Below are 18,908 nucleotides of genomic sequence, written 5' to 3' on the forward strand. Positions count from 1 at the left end.
CGCTCATCCGGCTCTGCGGGCCGCCTTCCCCCGCGAGGGGGAAGGGGTCGTCTTCACCCGCTTACTTCTTCGCGCCGGTGACGGACTTGATGTAGTCCACCTCGTCCTGCTTGTAGGGCGTGCCGTCGGTGCGGAGGATGTCGTGGAACCAGACGGGGGGCTCGCCGTCGTAGGGCTTCTTCCAGGAGTCCCAGGGGTAGATGGTCTGGCTCTTGCCGTCGATGAAGCCCCAGTTGTACGCGCCGACCTTCTCGGCCTTGAGGTAGCCGAGGAGCGGGTCGAACCGGCTGCCGTTGGGGCGGGCCATGTACTCGGTGCAGAGGACGGGCCGGCCGTACTTCTTGAGGGCGTCGACGTCGGCCTTCATCCTCTCGGGCGGGTTGTAGTTGTGGAAGCTGATGACGTCGGACTGCTCGACCTGGAACTTGTTGAAGGGGGAGAGTTTCTCGGGATTCGTCAGGTCGCCGGTCCAGAGGCCCATGGTGAGGGGCTGGCTGGGGTTGAGCGGGCGGACCCAGGCGAGCGTCTTCTTCAACAGGTCCCACGCGCGTTCGCGCTTGTCCTTCAGCTCGGTGGCGCCGTAGCTGTTGGCGTTGGGGTTGTCGGCCTCGTTGAAGAGGTCCCAGGCGTGGACGCGGGGGTCGTCCTTGAACCGGCCGACGACGCCGACGACGTAGTCCTTCAACTCGTCGTGCCGCGCGGGATCGCCCAGGATGGCGCGGCCGGGACTCTGGACCCAGCCCGAGTTGTGCAGGCCGGGCTTCGGGTCGCGTTGCTTGCCCGGCTTGGGATCGGTGTCCCAGACGCCGTCGAAGAGGACGAGCATCACGCCGATCTTGTGGCGGTCGGCGACCTTGAGGAATTCGTCGATCCGCTTGAGGAACGCCTCGGGGTCCTGCTTGTAGGGGATGTCGTGGAGGAACACGCGCATGCTGTTGAAGCCCAGGTCATGCGCCCAGCCCAGCTCGCGGTCGATGGTGGGGATGTCGAAGGTCTCGGCCTGCCACATCTCCAGCTGGTTGATGGCCGTGCTGGGGCAGTAGTTGCAGCCGACGAGCCAGGGGTGGGCCTCGCCCCAGGCCCGGGCCTTGTCGACGGGCCAGGGGCCGTCGTCGGCCCGGGAGGGGGTTCCGAACGCCGCGCCGGCGAGGGCGATTGCGGCGGTCGCGAGGATTCCCGCGAGCGGGAGGCGTGTGCGTCTCATGGCGATGTCTTCATCCATCCGGGGAATGCGGAGAGGTCTACGGGAGGCCCGTGCAGGGCCCAGTCTACGCCCTGCCGGACCCCCTTATCAACCGCCCCGCCCGCCCACGCCGGACCCCCTCCCGACGAATCCCCGCGAATCCCCCGCGCCGATTTGCGTTCCGCCCCGGGGGTGGCATAATACAGCCGATCGCGGAGCCCGGACGGCCGAAACGCCCTCGCAAATCTTCATCCCACGTCGCCGCCGAATCCCGCCGATCCATCTTGAGACACTCCCCGGGCGGGCGGGGCGCCAAGGACTCAGTGCGCCTCGCCCGCTTTTTCGACCTCCTCGTCCGGGACCGGTCCCGGCATCGCTCTTGCAAGGTCCTCCAGGTCCATCATGGGGGGCACGACGATGTGGCGGAGCATGCTGAAGACGGCGGCGGCGACGGCGGCCTTCGGGCTGGTGCACAGCGCCCTGGCCTCGCGCCCGGCCAAGCGGGCGGCGGCGGGGCTGATCGGCCGGAGGGCCCGCGACGGCCTCTACCGGCCGCTCTACCTCGGCCAGTCGATCGCCGCGACGGCCGCGCTGGTTTCCTACGTCCGGCGGCTCCCCGACCGCGAGCTGTACCACGTCCGGGGGCCGGCGGCCGCGCTGATGCGCGGCGGGCAGGCGGCCGGCCTAGCCTACATGACCTGGGCCGCCTTCCAGGTCGGCGTCCCCCGCCTGACCGGCCTCGCGGGCCTGGCCGCCCTCGGCGCCGGGGACCCGGACCCGCCGCCGCCGGTCGAGGCCCAGGGACCGGCCCCCGACGCCGACGGCCGAATCCGCGCCGAGGGGCCGTTCCGGCACAGCCGGCACCCGCTGAACCTGGCGCCCCTGCCGGTCTTCTGGCTCCAGCCCCGGATGACCGCCAACCTGCTGGCCTTCAACCTGGCGGCCACGGCGTACCTCGTCCTGGGCTCGAAACACGAGGAGCATCGCCTGCGCGCCGCCTACGGGAAGGCCTACGAGGGCTATCTCCGCACCGGCGTGCCGTTCTACCTGCCCGGCCCGGGGTCGTCAGGCTGGGTCGACCACGCCCTCGATCACGCACATCGGGGAGCCGGTGGGGACGATGCGCGACAGCCGGATCCCGGCCGAGGCGAGTAGGTCGCGGAACTGCTCCTCGGTGCGCTCGCGGCCGCCGGCCAGGACGAGCATCTCCAGGTCCAGCAGCTTGCCGGGATGGCGGTCGTTGCCGGGGGGGATCACCATCTCCGCCAGCAGCACGCGGCCGCCGGGGCCGAGGGCCCTGGCGCAGTTCCGCAGGATCCGCGCGGCGCGGGCGTCGTCCCAGTCGTGGATCACGCTCTTGAGGATGCAGGCGTCGGCGCCCTGGGGGACCGTCTCGAAGAAGTCGCCCGGGACGACCCGGCAGCGGTCGGCGAGCCCCTCGGCTTCGAACCGCTCGCGGGCCCCCTCGCAGACCTCGGGCGTCTCGTACAGGATCCCCTTGAGCGAAGGGTTGGCCTTGAGGATCGTGGCGAGCAGCAGGCCGTGGCCGCCACCGACGTCCATCAGCGTGTCGATCCCGGAGAAGTCCCAGGCCGCCGCGACCGGCGGGGAGTTCTGCGTCGACCAGCCGGTCATGGCCTCGTCGAAGACCGTGGCCGCGATCGGGTTCTTCGCGAGGTACTCGAACGGCGGCATGCCGAACACGCGGTCGAACGCGCGCTCGCCGGTCTTCACGCTGCCGTAGAGGTCCCCCCAGGGCCGCCAGGTCCAGTCCTCGCCGACCATCGTCGCCACGGCCCGGAGCGAGCCGGGCGCGTCCGATCGCAGGAATTCGGCCGTCGGCGTGAGGGCGAACCGGCGGTCCTCCACCTCGGCGAAGACGCCCACGCTCGCCAGGGCGCGGAGCACGCGGTAGAGCGAGTCGGCGTCCATCTGGTTCATCCGGGCCAGCTCGTCGCAGCCCTTCGGCCCGTCCTTCAGCGAGTCGGCGATCCCCAGCTTCGCCGCGAAGCTCACCGCCTGGGCGACCCACTTGCCCAGGATCATGTCGTGCAGGGCCATCAGCTCGGCGGGAGGCGTGTTCTCGGGCATCAAGGCGGTTCCTGTTCAGGGCGGTTGTCGGGGCGGCCGGATCGACGGCCTTTCTACCCTACGTAGAGACCTGCCGGCGGACGACACGGGGAGACGGCTTTTCGGGGCGATTCCCGCCGAATCCGCCCGTTCTCCGCGAGGAGGCGCTAGAATGCGAGGCGATCGTCGACGCGGAGGTGATGGAATGGACGTCTCGAAGCGTTCGGGGCCGAGCCGGATTCCGACCGGGTACGTCGCGCCGCTCGGCCTGCTGGCCGTGGTGCTGGCGGTCCTCGCCGATCGTTCGCGGTCCCCCGCCGATCGGGCGATCCTCCTGTTCGTCCTCGTCGCGGCCTCGGCGATCTACCTGAAGGACCGCCGCCTGGTCGCGGCGGCCCTGGCGTTCGGGGCCGCGACGTGGGCGCTGGAACCGATCCCTCCCGCGTGGGCGTCGGGCTTGCTGCGCGGCCTCGTCGCAACTCGCGTCCCGTCGCCGATCGACGCGCCGACGCACGACTTCGTGGATCATTTCGAGCGAGTCGCGATCCAGGAGCGTTTCGACGAGGAATTTCGACTGTACTGGTTCGTCCTCCTAGACGGGCTGGCGTTCTCGACGCTCCTGGCGTCCGCGACGATCTTGAGGCAAGGACGAGGGACGGGGCGGTCCGATGGGTCGAGGGAGGCTTGAGCGGCGATGTCATATCAGATCACCGCCGACTTCGAGGGACGATTCGCGATCGAGTTCGAGGGTGAGCCGCATTTCATCCGAGGCTTGCGAATGGCCCCGGACCGGATCGAGCCTGAACTCATGACCGGTGATTGGCTGCTCCTGACCTTCGCCGTCTGGGACGCCTACGAACGCAAGTCCATCGACGCGGCCGTCGGCATCGCGAAGGAGCATGCAGGCCGCTTCTCCCTGGGCGTGCGGCCCTTCGAGAGCTTCGAGGAATTCGAAGCCTGGCTGCACCCTCTCGCGGGACAGGTCCCGAAAGAGGCGTCGCGCGTCCCATGCTGGCACCGCCTAAACTCCGGAGAAATCGTCGCCACGCACTTCGGGCCGCTCGACGCCGCGAGCCTGGATGCTCTCATCCGCCGCGTGCCGGCGGGTTGAGACGCTCGGCCGAGATTCCGATCACTCGAACGCAGGAGGCTGGCCGGTGGACTCCAAAACGGACATCCAGAGGTCGCCGTTGGGGTCGACGGTGTGGCGGTCGCGGACGGCCAGGGGGATGGGGAGGAGGACGAACCGGCCGTGCCAGCGGCTGACGACGACCTCGGTGCGGCCGGCCATCGCGGCGTGGACGGCGTTGTGCGCCAGCCGCAGGCAGTACACGGCGTCGAACGGGATGGCCTTCACGCTGCGGACGAGGTAGCTGGGGTCGAAGTACTTGAGGTTCAGCTCCAGGCCGTCGGCGGCGAACGCCGCCTCGATCCGGCCCTTCAGGAACACGCCCACGTCGCCGAGCTTGGCGTTGCCGGAGGCGTCCGAGCCGTTGCCGCGGCCCCCCATCAGGTCCTGGCCCGCCCCCTCGGCGACGACGACCACGGCGTGGCCGAACGACCGGACGCGGTCCTTGAGCGCCGCGAGGAACCCGCCGGGGCCGTCGAGGGCGAAGGGGACCTCGGGGATGAGGACGAAGTTGGCGTCGTTGTGGGCGAGCGAGGCGTAGCAGGCGATGAAGCCCGAGTGCCGGCCCATCAGCTTCACCAGGCCGATCCCGTTGGGCGACGCCTTGGCCTCGGCGTGCGCCGTGCGGATCACGTCGGCCGCGACCGAGAAGGCCGTCTGGAAGCCGAAGCTCTGGTCCATGTACATGACGTCGTTGTCGATCGTCTTCGGCACGCCGACGACCGCCAGCTTCGTCCCGCGCGACTCCGCCTCGCGGCAGATCGCCCGCGCCCCGCGCAGGGTGCCGTCGCCGCCGACGACGAACAGCAGGTTGATCCCCATCCGCTCCAGGCAGTCGACGATCTCGCCCGGGTCCTGCTCGCCGCGCGAGGTGCCCAGGATCGTCCCCCCCAGCTCGTTGATCCGGCTGACCGACTGCGGCGTCAGCTCCATCACCGGCCGCTTGTACTTGGGGATGAACCCCTGGTAGCCGTTGCAGAAGCCGTGGATCCGCCGCACCCCGTAGGCGAAGTGCAGCTCCATCACGAGCGCCCGGATCACGTCGTTGAACCCCGGGCAGAGCCCGCCGCAGGTCACGATCCCGGCGCGGGCCTTGGAGGGGTCGAAGTAGATCTTCCGCCGCGGCCCCGCGGGCTCGAACCCGGGGACGTCGGCGGCCGAACCGCCGCGTTCGATCAGCGCCGAGCCCGTGTCGTCGAACAGCACCCGGTCGGACTCGTCGACGTTGTAATAGCTCCGCCGCCGACGCTCCAGAAGCGGGAGCATCGGCGAGTCGACCCGGCACTCTCCGAGCGACCGGACCGCGAGGTCTTCCTGGGTGATCACGGGCGCCCTCGCCAGCGTGGGGCCGAGTTCGATCGTCCTGGAGAGGAGGTGACCCGAAATGCTAAACGCCCCATCGCGAGCCCGCAAGGGCGCCGCGGGGAGGGCACCGTCCCGAGGCGCACTGGGCCGGAACTTTCGCATCGCCCGGACTAATGTAGTATCATGTCCGTGCGATCGAGGACGGCACGGATGAAAGGGGGTGGCTATGTCCGATGAGAAGGCCCGGGGCCTGGATTTCACGCATAAACGCCTGTCGCCGAGCGACGAGGGCCTGCCTCCTCCGGCGGCCGAAGGCGACCGCCGATCTCCCGGCCGCCCGCTGGCGACGATCTGGACCAGGCCCCGGGAGACGATCCGGCGGATCCTGGAGTCCGACCCGTCCTACCTGGTGATCCCGCTGAGCCTGGCGGCCGGGGTGGCGAAGGTGCTCGACGCGGCGTCGTGGAGGCACGACGGCGGACGGCTGCAGATGCCGACGATCCTGGCGATGGCGATGATCTTCGGCCCCCTCACGGGGGTCTTCGGCCTGTATCTCGCCGGCTGGCTGTTGTCGTGGTCCGGCCGCGTCCTCGGGGGCGTCGCCGAGCCCGAGGCGACCCGCGCCGCCCTCGCCTGGTCTCTGGTTCCGACGGTCGCGAGCCTGACGGTCTCGGCCGTCCAACTCGCGTTCCTTGGCGACGCGATGTTCCGGAACTCCCCGGGACCGGCCGCCGGCACCGGCCGGTTCCTCCTGGCGACCTGGGCCATCCACATCTTCCTGGGGGTCTGGAGCCTCCTCCTGCTGCTCATCGGCCTGAGCGAAGCCCACCGCATCTCGATGGCGCGGGCGCTCGGGGCGTTCCTCCTGGCGGGGTTCGTCCTCCTCATCGCATCCATCGTCGTCAACTTCGGCTTTCTCCTGTCGCGCCTCGTCTGACGCCCAGCCTCAATAATCCCGCGTCTCGGCCTCGCGGAGGATGAAGACCGTCAGCGCCGCCGTCGCGAGCGCCAGGATCGGCAGGCCGACCGACCACCACCAGGGCACGACGGCGGCGGCCGTGGCGGGCAGCGCGACCGCCGCCAGCGGCAGCAGCCGCGAGCCGAACCAGCGCGCCGGGCGGAGGCCGCTGGCGAAGGCCCCGAGGTAGACGAGCGGCAGCACGGCCCACACGCGGAGCGCATCGCCGGTCATCGACCATTCGAACGGGCCGGGGTGCGTCCGGGGCGTCGCGGCCCAGAGTCCGTACAGCCCGATCGGCGTCAGCGTGCACGCCAGCAGCAGGCCGACGCCCGTCAGCAGCTTCGTCAGGACGATCGTCCGGCGCGGCAGCGGCAGGTGCAGCAGGTACAAGGCCGTCCGCTGGCTCGGCTCCCAGGCCGACTGCCGGAACCCCAGGGCGATCCCCAGCGCGGCGCCGATGTAGAGGAGAGTTGAGTTGAAGTCGCCCTGGATGAACGGCAAGTCGGGGGGCATCCCGCTCAAGCCGGGGAGGAGGCCGGCCAGGGCCCTGGCCAGGGGACGCGCCATGCCCGTGAGGTGGCCCACATAAACGAGATAGAGCGCGAGGGCGGGCGCGACGAACGCCAGGGTCTCGCGGAGTTCCTTGCGGACGAGGGTCGGGACCATGGTCATCTCCGATGGGGGGGTCAGGCGAAGATCTCGGTTCCTCGGAGCGCCGGGGCCGGGAAGGGGGCCCCGCATTCCGCGCACGCTTCGCGGTCGCGGACCGTCCGCGAATGGCAATGAGGGCAGGGCGACGGGGCCGGCCAGCGGCGATGGAGCAGGAAGCCCGCGAAGCCCGGCAGGCCGAGGAGGAAGACGAAGGCCGTCCACGCGGCCCGCTCGCGGCCCGTGAGCCCATACACGCGGCCTCGCCGCCAGGTCGCCGCGGCCAGCGCGGCCGCCAGGGCCGTCGCCGCCGCGAGGGCCGGCAACACGCGATCCCGCATCGGCACGAACTCCGAACCGTCGCTCATCGCCAGGAAGATCAGGGCGCTCGCGACCTGGGGCGCGGGGGAGGGCAAGCTCAGGCCCAGTTGGAAGCTGTCTTCCCACGGCTTCGGGATCCCCGCCGAACTCGCGAAGGCGACCTCGGTCGGGCCCTGGACCGCCCCGCCGGGGCCGAATCGGTAGAGCTTCAACCTGACGACGCCGTCGGGGAAGCGTCGGTACGTGGCGACGGGCCGGGCCGTGACCACCGCCTTGCCCGAGTCGGACTCGTACCAGGAGATCAGGTCACCGCGGTCGATCCCGTCCGGGAGGGCGACCGTGTCCAACAACTTGTACTCATAATCCAGCTTGTAAATCGCCCTCTCGGTCCTGACGAGGAGGATCCGTCGCTTCCGGAGCGGGATCTCGACGTCCGACCTCAGGATGGTCGTGCTCACCGAGACGATCGGCTCCGGCGCCTCGAACACCGTGGCGATCGTCCTCGCGGAAAAGTCGACGAGCCGGATGAGGTTTCCGGACGGCACGTGGAGCATCAGGTTCGACCTTAGGTCGCCGGGCTCGCCCCGGACGATCAAGTGCTCCGTCAAGGACCAGGGCCCGAACGACCGATCGACACGGAATGGGATGCGATCCTCGGGAGGGACGGGCCCCTCACGGAAGCCGGAGCTGTCGATCGAGCCGAGGAGACGGTTGCCGAGCCGCTCATATCCGACGAAGTACCCGGAGCCCCGTGATTGGCCGTCGTGCACGAAATACCAGGCCTCGGCCGGATCGCCCCCGGTCCGGAGCGTCACGAGGCGAGTCCGCCAGTCCGAAGGCGAGGAAATCCCCCGGGAATCGTCGGCCAGGCCTGGAAGTTGAGCATTGGAGACCATTCTCGACTCGTCGCCGTCTTGACGGGCCACGCCGTCAAGGTCGCGGAAGGTCGGCCGCGATCGGCCGTCGCCCACCATGCTCATGATCAAGGGCGTGCCGTCGGTCGTCACCACGAACTGGTTGATGCGGGTCGCGGCCTCGTCCCGCGTCGCGGAGAGGACCGCGGAACCCAGCCACATCGCGAAGGCGAACCAGGCGGTGCCGAAGCCGATCGCGAGGATGAGGGCCGCGAGCAGGCGTCCCGGCAGCGAAGTCTTGTGCCGATTCATGATCATGCGGCCCCCCGATCGGCGGAAGTTGCGGTTGAGGGGGCCTCGGGCGGGCCGTCGTCGAAGACGGGGAGCGACCGCCGGGGCCCTCGGGTGTAGGCGACGAACGCGTCTTCCAGGCTCATCGACGCCGCGTCCCACGAGAGCGGCGCGAGCGACTCCACCACCCGGCGCTGGTCGTCGCCGAAGTCCACGACCACCAGCTCCAGCCGGCGGCCGACCTCCCACGCCTGGACCAGCCCCGCGCAGCCGGGGAAGGCCGGCGGCTTGCCGGGGAACTCCAGGACGACCCGGCTGACGGCCTCCTTGAAGCGGTCGGTCGGGCAGTCGACGCGGAGCACGCCGTCGACGAGGACGCCGATGCGGTCCGCCACGCGCTCGACGTCGGCGAGGATGTGCGAGCTGAAGAGGATTGTCCGCCCCTCGCGCTGGACCAGATGGATCAGCGACAGCAGGAAGTCGTGGCGGGCGACCGTGTCGAGCCCGAGCGTCGGGTCGTCGAGGATCAGCAGGTCGGGGTCCGGCGCGATCGCCAGGGCCAGCGCCACGTTGGCGCGCTGGCCGTTCGAGAGCCGGCGGACCTTCGCCCGCCCGGGGATCTCGAAGTGGTCGAGGATCTGGTCGAGCTTCCGCCCGTCCCAGCGCCCCGGGTGGAAGGCGCGGGCGAATCGCGAGGCCTCGGCGACGGTCATCCAGCCGTAGAGCGGCTGGCCCTCCGCCAGGTAGGCGATCCGCTCGCGGACCGAGGGGGGGAGGGCGGCCAGGTCGTGACCCAGCAGCTCCACCCGCCCGAAGGTGGGCCGCACCATCCCCAGGAGCATCTTGATCGTGGTCGACTTGCCGGCGCCGTTGCGGCCCAGGAACCCATAAACGCACCCGGTGGGGACGCGCAGGTTCAGGCCGTCGACGACGCGCCGGGCGCCGTAGTCCTTCGTGAGGCGATCGGTCGCGATCGCAAGCGTCATGGCCGGGTCCCTCCGCTCATTTCGGGGCCGAATTCGGCGTGTTCCAGTGGAATTGCCGGGATCGCGCCGCCACGAGCCGCGCGACCTCTTCTTCCGAGAAGCCCAGGTTGACCGCCTCCGTCAGCAGCCGATCGATCGTCTCGATCAGCCGCTTCCGGCGCGCGTCCTTCGTCAGGTCGGCCCGGGGCTCGGCGACGAACACGCCGCGCCCCGGCCGGTTGGCGACCAGGCCCTCCCGCTCCAGCTCGGTGTACGCGCGGGCCACGGTGTTCGGATTGACCACCAGGTCGCGCGACATCTGCCGCACCGAGGGGAGCTGGTCCTGGGGCTTCAGGTCCCCCCGGGCGATCCCCTCGCGCACCTGCTCGACGAGTTGCCGATAGATCGGCAGGCGGCTCGCGCCGCTGATCTCGTACTGCATGCCGCCCCCTTTCGTTAACTGTATTAGGTGTTGTAGTACAGTTGGGGTGCGGCGTCAAGCTTGTTCCGGGATGTCGGCGCGCGAAGGCGCCCCCTCGCGGCGTCGCGAGGGGGCGTCGTTGGGATTCGCGCGTATTCCCTTCCCCCCTGGTGGGGGAAGGTGGCCCGTCAGGGCCGGATGAGGGGGACCATCAAGGCGGAGTGCGCGGGGAAGCGGGGGTGTTCGGACCCGATTGTTTCTCCGAGTGGCCCTCGTGCTCGTCTTCCCCCTCATCCGGCCTTTCAGGCCACCTTCCCCCGCGAGGGGGGAAGGGCTTGGTTCGCCGCTCAGCCGAGCGTGTCGGCGGCGACCAGGGTGGGGGCCTCGTCGCCCGAGGGGCGGCCGTTCTCCTCGACGTCGATCCGCATGCCGAAGAAGCTGCGGTGGATGAACGTCAGGGCGGCGGCGGCGAACAGGGCGGCCAGGACCAGGCGGGGCGCGGTCGGGACGCCGCGGGCCAGCTCGACGGCCAGGAGGCCGAACAGGGTGGCGAACTTGATGATCGGATTCATGGCCACGCTGCTGGTGTCCTTGAACGGGTCTCCCACCGTGTCGCCGACGACGACCGCGGCGTGCAGCTCGGTCCCCTTCTCGCGGAGGTCGGTCTCGACGATCTTCTTGGCGTTGTCCCAGGCGCCGCCGGCGTTGGCCATGTAGATCGCCTGGAAGAGCCCGCTGAGCGCCAGGCCGATCAGGAATCCGACGAAGAAGAAGGGCTCGACGAACGCCGCCGCCAGCGTGACGAAGAAGATCGTGAGGAAGATGTTGAACATGCCGAGCTGGGCGTATCGCGTGCAGATGGCGACGACCCGCTTGGAGTCCTCGACGCTCGCCTTGGCGGAGCCGTCGAGCTTCATGTGCCGCTTGATGAACGCCACGGCCCGGTAGGCGCCGGTGATGACCGCCTGGGTGCTCGCGCCGGTGAACCAGTAGATCACCGCCATGCCGAAGATCATCCCCAGGAAGAACGGCGGGTGCAGGATCGACAGCTTGACCACCTGGTCCGGCCGCAGCATGAGCAGGCCGGTGGCCGGGTCGACGCCGCCGGCGAGCTGCACGACGATCGAGAAGATCATCGTGGTCGCCCCCACCACGGCCGTGCCGATCAGCACCGGCTTGGCGGTGGCCTTGAACGTGTTGCCCGCGCCGTCGTTCTCTTCAAGAAGGAGCTTGGCGTGTTCGAAGTCGGGCTCGAAGTGGTAGTCGCGGCGGATCTCCTCGGCGATGTCGGGCTCCTGCTCGATCAGCGACAGTTCATACACGCTCTGGGCGTTGTCGGTCACCGGGCCGTAGCTGTCCACGGCGATGGTGACCGGGCCCATGCCGAGGAACCCGAACGCGACCAGGCCGAAGGCGAAGACCGCCGGCGCCAGCATCAGGTCGGCCGGGAAGAGCAGGCTCACGCCGTAGGCGACCGCCATCAGCCCGGTGATCACCACGCCGCCGACCCAGAAGGCCGAGAAGTTGCCGGCCGTGAGCCCCGAGAGGACGTTCAGCGACGCCCCCCCCTCGCGGCTGGCCGTCACCACCTCCTTGACGTGCAAGGACCCGGTCGAGGTGAAGACCTTGGTGACCTCGGGGATCACCGCGCCGGCCAGGGTGCCGCAGCTGATGATGCTGGCGAGCGCCCACCAGAGGTTCGGGTCGCCGCCCACGTTCGGGATCAACGCGTAGCTGGCCGCGTAGGTCGCCAGGATCGACAGGATGCTGGCGACCCAGACCAGCCCGGTGAGCGGGACCTCGAAGTCGAAGTGGCGGACGTGGTGGAAGCGGGACTTGGCGATGGCCTCGTTGACGAAGTACGAGACGCCGCTGACCGCCACCATCAGGATCCGCATGGCGAAGATCCAGACCAGCAGGTCCACCTGGACCTCGGGCCGGGAGACGGCCAGGAGGATGAACGTGATCAGGGCCACGCCCGTGACGCCGTAGGTCTCGAAGCCGTCGGCCGTGGGGCCCACCGAGTCGCCGGCGTTGTCGCCCGTGCAGTCGGCGATGACGCCGGGGTTGCGGGCGTCGTCCTCCTTGACCTTGAAGACGATCTTCATCAGGTCGGAGCCGATGTCGGCGATCTTGGTGAAGATGCCCCCGGCCACCCGCAACGCCGCGGCGCTCAGCGACTCGCCGATGGCGAAGCCGATGAAGCACGGCCCGGCCAGCTCCCTCGGCACGAACAGCAGGATGCAGAGCATGATCAGCAGCTCCACGCTGATCAGCACCATGCCGATCGACATCCCCGCCTTCAGCGGGATCGAGTAGCAGAGGAACGGCTTGCCCCGCAGGCTCGCCATGCTCGTCCGGCTGTTGGCGAAGGTGTTGATCCGGATCCCGAACCAGGCGACGAGGTAGCTGCCGGCGATCCCCACCAGGCTGAACGCCAGGATCACCGGCACCTTCACCACGCGCGGGAACTCGCGCAGGCCCTCGGCCGCCGCGGCGGCGTCGTGGCCGCCGTCGGACAGGAAGCCGAAATAGGCGACGATCACCGCCGCGATGAACGCCCAGAGGATCATGATGAACTTGGCCTGGTGGAGAAGGTACGTCTTGCACGTCGCGTAGATCAGCTCGCTGACCTCGCGCATCGTGCGATGGACGGGGAGCCTCTCCAGCTGCCGGTAGAAGGCCAGGCCGAACGCCAGGCCCGCCGCGCACACGCCCAGGCCCCAGAGCAGCAGCGTCCGGCCGTTGACGGACCCGCCCAGGTAGCTGCGGGAGGCCAGGTCGGGCAGGACCAGGTCCGCCTCGCTCGCGACGGCCGAACTCGGCAGCGCCGCCGCCAGCCCCAGGGCGGCCAGCACGGCCCCCCGGGCGATCCATCGTCGTGTGTTCGCCATGATGCTGTTCCGACGTCCGAATTGGGAAAGCCGGCGACGCCCGATTGACGGAGAGTCGGGTTCATCCCGCCGGCGGTGGAAGGTCCGATTATGTCGACGGCGCCCGCATGCAAGCAATCCGGCGCGGGCCGCGAGTCTGTTCAAAGGCTCGGGTCGTCCCACCTAGGAGGTTACGCCCCCCCCGGCCGCCATCACAAGAACCGACCCTCCTGAACGGCCATAAAGAATCCGGGAACCGCCCCCTCGCCGCCATGGCGCCACGGCATCGCGCAGGCCGAGGAGCGATCCGGCGGCTTCGACCAGGACACCTCACGCCCGCCTCGATCGGCCTCGGTCCGAGTCCCGCTCGCGCGAGCGGCGGGGCGGCCCGGGACGTCGAGGATGCGAGCGGAGGACTCCCGGCCGCGGGGGTCCTGGGGCGGGTCGCGACTCCCCGGTGCAAAGGGGGGGGCGAAGCCGAATCTCGGCGGAAGCTCGGCCACTCATGGCCGCTCGCCTCGGGGCGGGTGACAATCGTCGGATCTCGCGATCGGGGCGCCGCCCCGTCGCGGGCCGCGGGGAACGGGCTCGATGGGGAGCGCCACGATGACCGAGATGTCCCGGGTCGAAGAGATCGTCCTCACGGCCCTCCGGATCGCCACCCGCGCCGGGCGGGACGCCTACCTCGACGACGCCTGCGGCGATCGGCCGGATCTTCGGGAGCAGGTCGAGCGGCTCCTCGCCGCTCGGGCGGGCGGGGGCGACGTCCTCGAAGGGGGGTCGGCCACCGAGGCGGTCGATGCGGCCGACCCCGACGCCACGACCGCGGGCGAGGAGGCCGCCACCCGAACTCGCGAGCCCGAGGGGGGGCCGACACGCGAGTCGTCGGGCCCGGGGAGCGATCCCGCCCCCCTCATCGACGGCAAGTATACGCTCGTCGAGGCCATCGGCGAGGGCGGCATGGGCACCGTCTACCTGGCCCGGCAGAGCGAGCCGGTCCGGCGCATGGTGGCCCTCAAGCTCATCAAGGCCGGCATGGACTCGAGGGCCGTCCTCGCCCGATTCGAGCAGGAACGGCACGCGCTGGCGCTGATGGACCACCCGAACATCGCGCGCGTCTTCGATGCGGGGATGACGCCGACGGGCCGGCCGTTCTTCGTCATGGAGCTGGTCGACGGCCTGCCGCTCGGCAGGTTCTGCGACGAGGGGAGGCTCACGCCCCGCGAGCGGCTGGAGCTGTTCGTCCCCATCTGCCAGGCGGTGCAGCACGCGCATCAGAAGGGCGTCGTCCATCGCGACCTCAAGCCGGCCAACATCCTGGTGACGCTCGTCGACGCGAGGCCCGTCCCGAAGATCATCGACTTCGGCGTGGCCAAGGCGATCGCCGGCAAGCTCGCCGACGAGGCGCCGCCCACCCAGTTCGGCGCGATCGTCGGCACGCTGGAATACATGTCGCCGGAGCAGGCGGGCCAGCTCGGCGAGGACGTCGACACGCGGGCGGACGTCTATTCGCTCGGCGTGATCCTCTACGAGCTGCTGACCGGGCTGCGGCCGATCGACGCCGCGCGATTGAGGCGGGCGGCCCTCACCGAGATGATCCGGATCGTCCGGGAGGAGGAGCCGTCGAAGCCCTCGACCCGGCTGTCCGGCGAGGCCTCGCTGCCGTCGCTGGCCGCGCTGCGGCAGGTGGAGCCGAGGAAGCTGATGGCGTTGCTGCGGGGCGAGCTGGACTGGGTGGTGATGAAGTGCCTGGAGAAGCAGCGCGACCGACGGTACGCGACCGCCAACGCCCTCGCCCGGGACATCCAACGCTACCTGGCGGACGAGGCGGTGGAGGCGCGGCCGCCGAGCGCCGGGTATCGCCTGAGGAAGTTCATCCGGCGCAACCGGGCGACGGCGACGGCGGCCGCCGCGGTGGCGGCGGCGCTCGTGCTCGCCGCGGGCGTGTCGGTCCGGTTCGGCCTGAGCGAGGCCCGCCAGCGCGCCGAGGCCGTGGAGCTGCGCGACCTCGCCGACGCCCGGGCCGCCGCCGAGATCAAGGCGCGCGCCCGGGCCGAGGCCGTCACGAGCTTCGTCACCAAGGCCCTCGCGTCCGTCGACCCCCTGCAGGAGGGCCGGCAGGACGCCACCATCGCCCAGGCGATGACCCGGGCCATCGCCGAGATCGAGTCGGGAGCGTTCGCGGACGACCCCGAGACCGAGGCGGCGCTCAAGAACACCATCGGCCTGATCCTCAAGAACGAGGGCAAGTACGCCCAGGCCGCGCCCCTCTTGGAGCAGTCCCTCGCGACCCGCGAGGCGCTCTTCCAACGCGACCACCCCGACGTCGCCGACGTCCTGAACAGCCTCGCCGCCCTCCACTCCGCCCAGGGCCGGTACGAGCAGGCCGAGCCGCTCCTGGAGCGCGCCGTGGCGATTTTCGAGAAGACCCGGGGCCCCGAGCATCGGAACACCGCCGCCGTCCTCAGCGCCCTGGCCGCGCTTTATTACAACCAGGGCCGCTTCGACGAGGCCGAGCCGCTCTTCCGGCGGGCGCGGGCGATCCGCGAGAAGGTCCTCGGCCCGGACGACCGCGACCTGGCCCTCACCCTGAACGACCTGGCCCTCCTCTACAGCGCCCAGGAGCGGTACGCCGAGGCCGAGCCCCTCATGAAGCGGGCGCTCGCGATCAACGAGCGGGCCCTGGGCCCGGACCACCCGGACGTCGCCGCCAGCCTGAACAGCCTCGCGCTGATGTACGACACCCAGGCGCGATACGCCCAGGCGGAGCCCCTCTACGTCCGCGCCCTGGCGATCTGCGAGAAGGCCCTGGGCCCGGACCACCCGCTCGTCGCCGTCGGCCTCCTGAACCTGGGGGACCTGTACCGGAACCTGGCCCAGTACGACCGGGCGGGCCCGATGCTCGCCCGCGCGCTGGCCATCCGCGAGAAGGTCCACGGGCCGGAGCACGCCGACGTCGGGGTCGTGCTCGTCAACCTCGCCCGGGTCTACCGGCAGCAAGGCCGCCTCGCCGAGGCCGAGCCGCTGCTCCGGCGCACCCTGGCGATCGACGAGAAACTCCTGGGCCCCGAGCACCCCGAGGTCGCGGGGGACCTCAACAGCCTAGGCGTCCTCTACGAGGCCCAGAAGGCGTACGACGAGGCCGAGGAGGCCTACCGGCGCTCGCTGGCGATCCGCGAGAAGGCCCAGGGGCCCGACCACCCGGAGGTGGCCGCCACGCTCGGCAACCTCGCCTCGCTCTACCGCGTCCAGGGTCGAGAGGCCGAGGCCGAGCCGCTCGCGCGACGCGCGGTGGAGATCGGCCGCAAGGCCCCGGACCCGACCCATCCCGGCCTCGCCGCGTCCCTGGCCACCCTCGCCGGCGTCCAGAACGCCCTCGGCAAGGCCGTCGAGGCCCGGCAGGGCTTCGATCAGGCCCTGGCCATCCTGCGCGGGCGATCGCCCGACGGCTCGCCGCAGCTCGCCCGCACCCTGTGGCGTTCCGCCGTCGCCCGCATGAAGGGCGGGCCCCCGACGGAACTCCAGGCTGCTCGCCGTGAGCTGGAAGAAGCCGTCGCCATGGCGGCCGCGATCCTGCCGCCGGAGCATCCCGACCTCAAGCAGTACGCCGACGAACTCGCCAGGTGCAAGGCGGCGCTGGCGGAGCAGGGCGAGCCCGAGGGGCGGTGACGAGGCCGTCGCGTCGCGTCGTCCGGGCGGATGCGAGCGAGGGCGGGCTCGCCCTCACGCCCGGACCACGCCGGCCTCGTCCATCTGGGCCCAGGCGGCTTCGAGGGAGCCGTCCAGGTCGATGCCGCGGCAGGCGGACTCGATGACGGTGACCTCGAAGCCCAGGCGGCGGGCGTCGAGGGCGGAGTAGGCGACGCAGAAATCCGTGGCCAGGCCCACGAGGAACAGGCGGTTGAGCCCGCGCTCGCGGAGGTAGCCGGCGAGGCCGGTGGGGGTGGTGCGGTCGTTCTCGAAGAAGGCGGAGTAGCTGTCGATCTCGCGGAGGTAGCCCTTGCGGATGACCAACTCGCAGTTCGCCACCCTCAGCCCCGGGTGGAACTCCGCGCCGGGGGTCTCCTGGACGCAGTGGTCGGGCCAGAGGATCTGGGGGCCGTACGGCAGCTCGATCGCCGCGTAGGGCTTCTCGCCGGGGTGGGACGTGGCGAACGAGAGGTGGTCCTCCGGGTGCCAGTCCTGCGTCAGCACGACGTGGGCGAAACGCCGCGAGAGCCGGCTGATGATCGCCGGCAGCTCGTCGCCGCCGGGGACGGCCAGGGCGCCGCCGGGGCAGAAGTCGTTCTGCACGTCCACCACCAGGAGCACCCGGTTCTCGCGCGGGGAGGCCGAGTGGATCGCCCGGCCCGCCGTCCTCGCCGCCGGGATGACCCCGGAGGTCGAGATCGACGCCCGCGAGGCCGGCGACGAGGACGCGGGCCGCACGAAGGACGACGACGGCGGCCCGCCCGACTGCTGCGCCGCGCGCAGGTCGTCGATCAGCTCGGCGTGGGTCTGGTGGCGGTCGGCCGGCCTCTTCGCCATCATCTTGGCGACGAGCTGCTCCACGGCCAGGGGGACGTGCGAGGGCAGGGCGGGCGGGTCCTCGCGCTCGATGACCCGCAGCAGGGCGAAGAGGCTGTCGGCCTCGAACGGGGGGCGGCCGGCGAGCATGTGGTAGAGGGTGGCGCCCAGGGCGTAGACGTCGGCCCGGAGGTCCACCGAGGCGGCGTCCAGGAACTGCTCCGGCGGCATATAGGCCGGCGTCCCCAGCGAGGTGCCGGCCTCGGTCCGGCCGGCGAAGTCCATCGTGGCGTCGGTGGAGTCCGAGACGACCGCCACCTTCGCCAGCCCCAGGTCGGCGAGCTTCACCTGCCCGGCCGAGGTCAGCAGGATGTTCGCCGGCTTCACGTCGCGGTGGATCACGCCGACCTGGCTCCAGGCCTCGCCGAGCGCCCGGGCGACCTCCTCGGCGATCTGCAGCGAGCGGTCCACGCCCACCGCCCGGCGCTCGGCGATGTGGGCGTCCAGGCCCTGGCCGTCGACGAACTCCATGACGATGTACGAGCGGCCGTCGGCCTGGCCGCAGTCGAAGACCCGCACCACCCCCGGGTGGTTCAGCCGCGCCGCGAGCCGGGCCTCGCGCAGGAAACGCTCCGCGCCCCGGCCGTCGGCCACCCGGTCCGGGCTCAGGAACTTGACCGCGACCGGCAGGTCCAGGTCCTCGTGCCACCCTCGGTAGACGACCCCCATGCCCCCCTCGCCGATCCGCTCGATCAGCCGGCAGCGGCCGAGGTTCGGGGACTGCAGGTAGGGGTCGTCGGACATGAGGAACCTCGACGGCGCGAGACGGGCGGGGACGCTCCAGCCATCCAATCTAACCCCCGACGCCGCCGGGCCGCAACGCGCGCCGCGACGGGTCAGGGGGCCTCGGGCAGGTCGTATTCGAAGTCGTAGTAATGCTTGCCGTCCGCGACCGTGATCCCCATCCGGCCCGTCAGGCCCGCCAGCCCGTCGGTCCCGGAGTCGGGCACGACGGCGATCGACAGGCTCGGCGTGCCCCGGTCCATCAGCCCCTGGTGCAGGATTACGAAGCTCCCCGCCTTCCCCCCCAGCGTCCCCGTCACTCGCTCCAGCGCGACGTACCCGGCCGAGTCGGGCCTCGCTCCGTGCGCCGCCAGCATCTCGCCCTTGCCTACCCCCTCCAGCTCGCCGCGATACCGCTTGTCCAGCGACATCCGGTGCAGGCCCGCCTCCCTCGCCAGCTCGCTCGGCTCCTGGGGCGGCATCGTCACCTCGAACTCCCCGCAGATCCGCGTCGCCATCGCTTCGGCCCTCCTGTTCGTTTGACTACCGGCGTGAAGCCTAGCCGGACCGGGCCAGGTGAACAAGGGAAGGCCCGTGA

General features: G+C 70.8%; 15 protein-coding genes and 1 pseudogene. 5 read left to right on the forward strand and 11 right to left on the reverse strand.

Features of this window, described 5'->3' with window-relative positions; genetic code table 11:
* Positions 1-61 precede the first annotated feature (61 nt).
* A complete protein-coding gene (locus G6O68_RS09410) occupies positions 62-1,204 on the reverse strand; it encodes a cellulase family glycosylhydrolase (RefSeq protein WP_165246945.1) in 1,143 nt (380 codons plus the stop codon).
* A gap of 408 nt (positions 1,205-1,612) precedes the next feature.
* Between G6O68_RS09410 and G6O68_RS09415 the strand changes: the two genes are divergently transcribed.
* Positions 1,613-2,338: a methyltransferase family protein gene (locus tag G6O68_RS09415; protein WP_165246947.1), complete on the forward strand. Its 726-nt coding sequence runs from the start codon at positions 1,613-1,615 to the stop codon at positions 2,336-2,338.
* Here the strand turns inward: G6O68_RS09415 and G6O68_RS09420 are convergent.
* Positions 2,249-3,274: a methyltransferase gene (locus G6O68_RS09420; RefSeq protein WP_206108060.1), complete on the reverse strand. Its 1,026-nt coding sequence runs from the start codon at positions 3,272-3,274 to the stop codon at positions 2,249-2,251. The two genes, G6O68_RS09415 and G6O68_RS09420, sit on opposite strands and share 90 nt — an antisense overlap.
* Positions 3,275-3,458: 184 nt before the next feature.
* On the opposite strand from G6O68_RS09420, the gene G6O68_RS09425 reads away from it, so the two are divergent.
* Together G6O68_RS09425 and G6O68_RS09430 are read left to right on the forward strand one after the other, a co-directional pair.
* Positions 3,459-3,941 carry a hypothetical protein gene (locus G6O68_RS09425; RefSeq protein ID WP_165246949.1) on the forward strand — a complete coding sequence of 161 codons (483 nt, stop codon included), beginning with the start codon at positions 3,459-3,461 and terminating at the stop codon, positions 3,939-3,941.
* Positions 3,942-3,947: 6 nt separating this feature from the next.
* Positions 3,948-4,364 (forward strand): hypothetical protein, encoded by a 417-nt coding sequence (locus G6O68_RS09430; RefSeq protein ID WP_165246951.1) that lies wholly within the window; start codon positions 3,948-3,950, stop codon positions 4,362-4,364.
* Between the two features lie 21 nt (positions 4,365-4,385).
* On the opposite strand, the gene G6O68_RS09435 is transcribed toward G6O68_RS09430, so the two are convergent.
* On the reverse strand, positions 4,386-5,708 hold the full coding sequence (locus G6O68_RS09435) for an ATP-dependent 6-phosphofructokinase (protein WP_206108061.1): 1,323 nt from the start codon (positions 5,706-5,708) through the stop codon (positions 4,386-4,388).
* Positions 5,709-5,913: 205 nt separating this feature from the next.
* Here G6O68_RS09435 and G6O68_RS09440 point away from each other — a divergent pair, with 205 nt between their 5' ends.
* On the forward strand, positions 5,914-6,624 hold the full coding sequence (locus tag G6O68_RS09440) for a Yip1 family protein (RefSeq protein ID WP_240911109.1): 711 nt from the start codon (positions 5,914-5,916) through the stop codon (positions 6,622-6,624).
* A 9-nt stretch (positions 6,625-6,633) separates the two neighbouring features.
* Here the strand turns inward: G6O68_RS09440 and G6O68_RS09445 are convergent, their stop codons facing one another.
* The 5 genes from G6O68_RS09445 to G6O68_RS09465 all read right to left on the reverse strand — a co-directional run bounded on the left by G6O68_RS09445 (position 6,634) and on the right by G6O68_RS09465 (position 13,042).
* Positions 6,634-7,314: a hypothetical protein gene (locus G6O68_RS09445; RefSeq protein WP_165246957.1), complete on the reverse strand. Its 681-nt coding sequence runs from the start codon at positions 7,312-7,314 to the stop codon at positions 6,634-6,636.
* A gap of 20 nt (positions 7,315-7,334) precedes the next feature.
* Positions 7,335-8,789: a transposase gene (locus tag G6O68_RS09450; protein ID WP_165246959.1), complete on the reverse strand. Its 1,455-nt coding sequence runs from the start codon at positions 8,787-8,789 to the stop codon at positions 7,335-7,337.
* Entirely contained in the window at positions 8,786-9,748 is a 963-nt protein-coding gene (locus G6O68_RS09455) for an ABC transporter ATP-binding protein (protein ID WP_165246961.1), read from the reverse strand. The genes G6O68_RS09450 and G6O68_RS09455 overlap by 4 nt, the downstream gene beginning before the upstream one ends.
* A 16-nt stretch (positions 9,749-9,764) precedes the next feature.
* The gene (locus G6O68_RS09460; RefSeq protein WP_165246963.1) at positions 9,765-10,169 is read right to left on the reverse strand and encodes a GntR family transcriptional regulator; all 405 of its coding nucleotides are present in this window, start codon (positions 10,167-10,169) and stop codon (positions 9,765-9,767) included.
* Positions 10,170-10,495: 326 nt separating this feature from the next.
* Entirely contained in the window at positions 10,496-13,042 is a 2,547-nt protein-coding gene (locus G6O68_RS09465) for a sodium-translocating pyrophosphatase (protein WP_165246965.1), read from the reverse strand.
* Between the two features lie 585 nt (positions 13,043-13,627).
* Between G6O68_RS09465 and G6O68_RS09470 the strand changes: the two genes are divergently transcribed.
* Entirely contained in the window at positions 13,628-16,690 is a 3,063-nt protein-coding gene (locus G6O68_RS09470) for a serine/threonine-protein kinase (RefSeq protein ID WP_165246967.1), read from the forward strand.
* Between the two features lie 54 nt (positions 16,691-16,744).
* On the opposite strand, the gene pncA is transcribed toward G6O68_RS09470, so the two are convergent.
* From pncA to G6O68_RS09480, 3 genes and pseudogenes are all read right to left on the reverse strand, one after another.
* Positions 16,745-17,362 carry a bifunctional nicotinamidase/pyrazinamidase gene (gene pncA, locus G6O68_RS33535; RefSeq protein ID WP_390625363.1) on the reverse strand — a complete coding sequence of 206 codons (618 nt, stop codon included), beginning with the start codon at positions 17,360-17,362 and terminating at the stop codon, positions 16,745-16,747.
* Between the two features lie 165 nt (positions 17,363-17,527).
* Positions 17,528-18,331 (reverse strand): annotated as a pseudogene (locus G6O68_RS33540) (serine/threonine-protein kinase); the annotation flags it as partial.
* Between the two features lie 92 nt (positions 18,332-18,423).
* The gene (locus tag G6O68_RS09480) at positions 18,424-18,828 is read right to left on the reverse strand and encodes a DUF3224 domain-containing protein (protein ID WP_165246971.1); all 405 of its coding nucleotides are present in this window, start codon (positions 18,826-18,828) and stop codon (positions 18,424-18,426) included.
* Positions 18,829-18,908: the final 80 nt, after the last annotated feature.

Origin of the sequence: Paludisphaera soli, assembly GCF_011064595.1 — a bacterium.
Classification (GTDB): domain Bacteria; phylum Planctomycetota; class Planctomycetia; order Isosphaerales; family Isosphaeraceae; genus Paludisphaera; species Paludisphaera soli.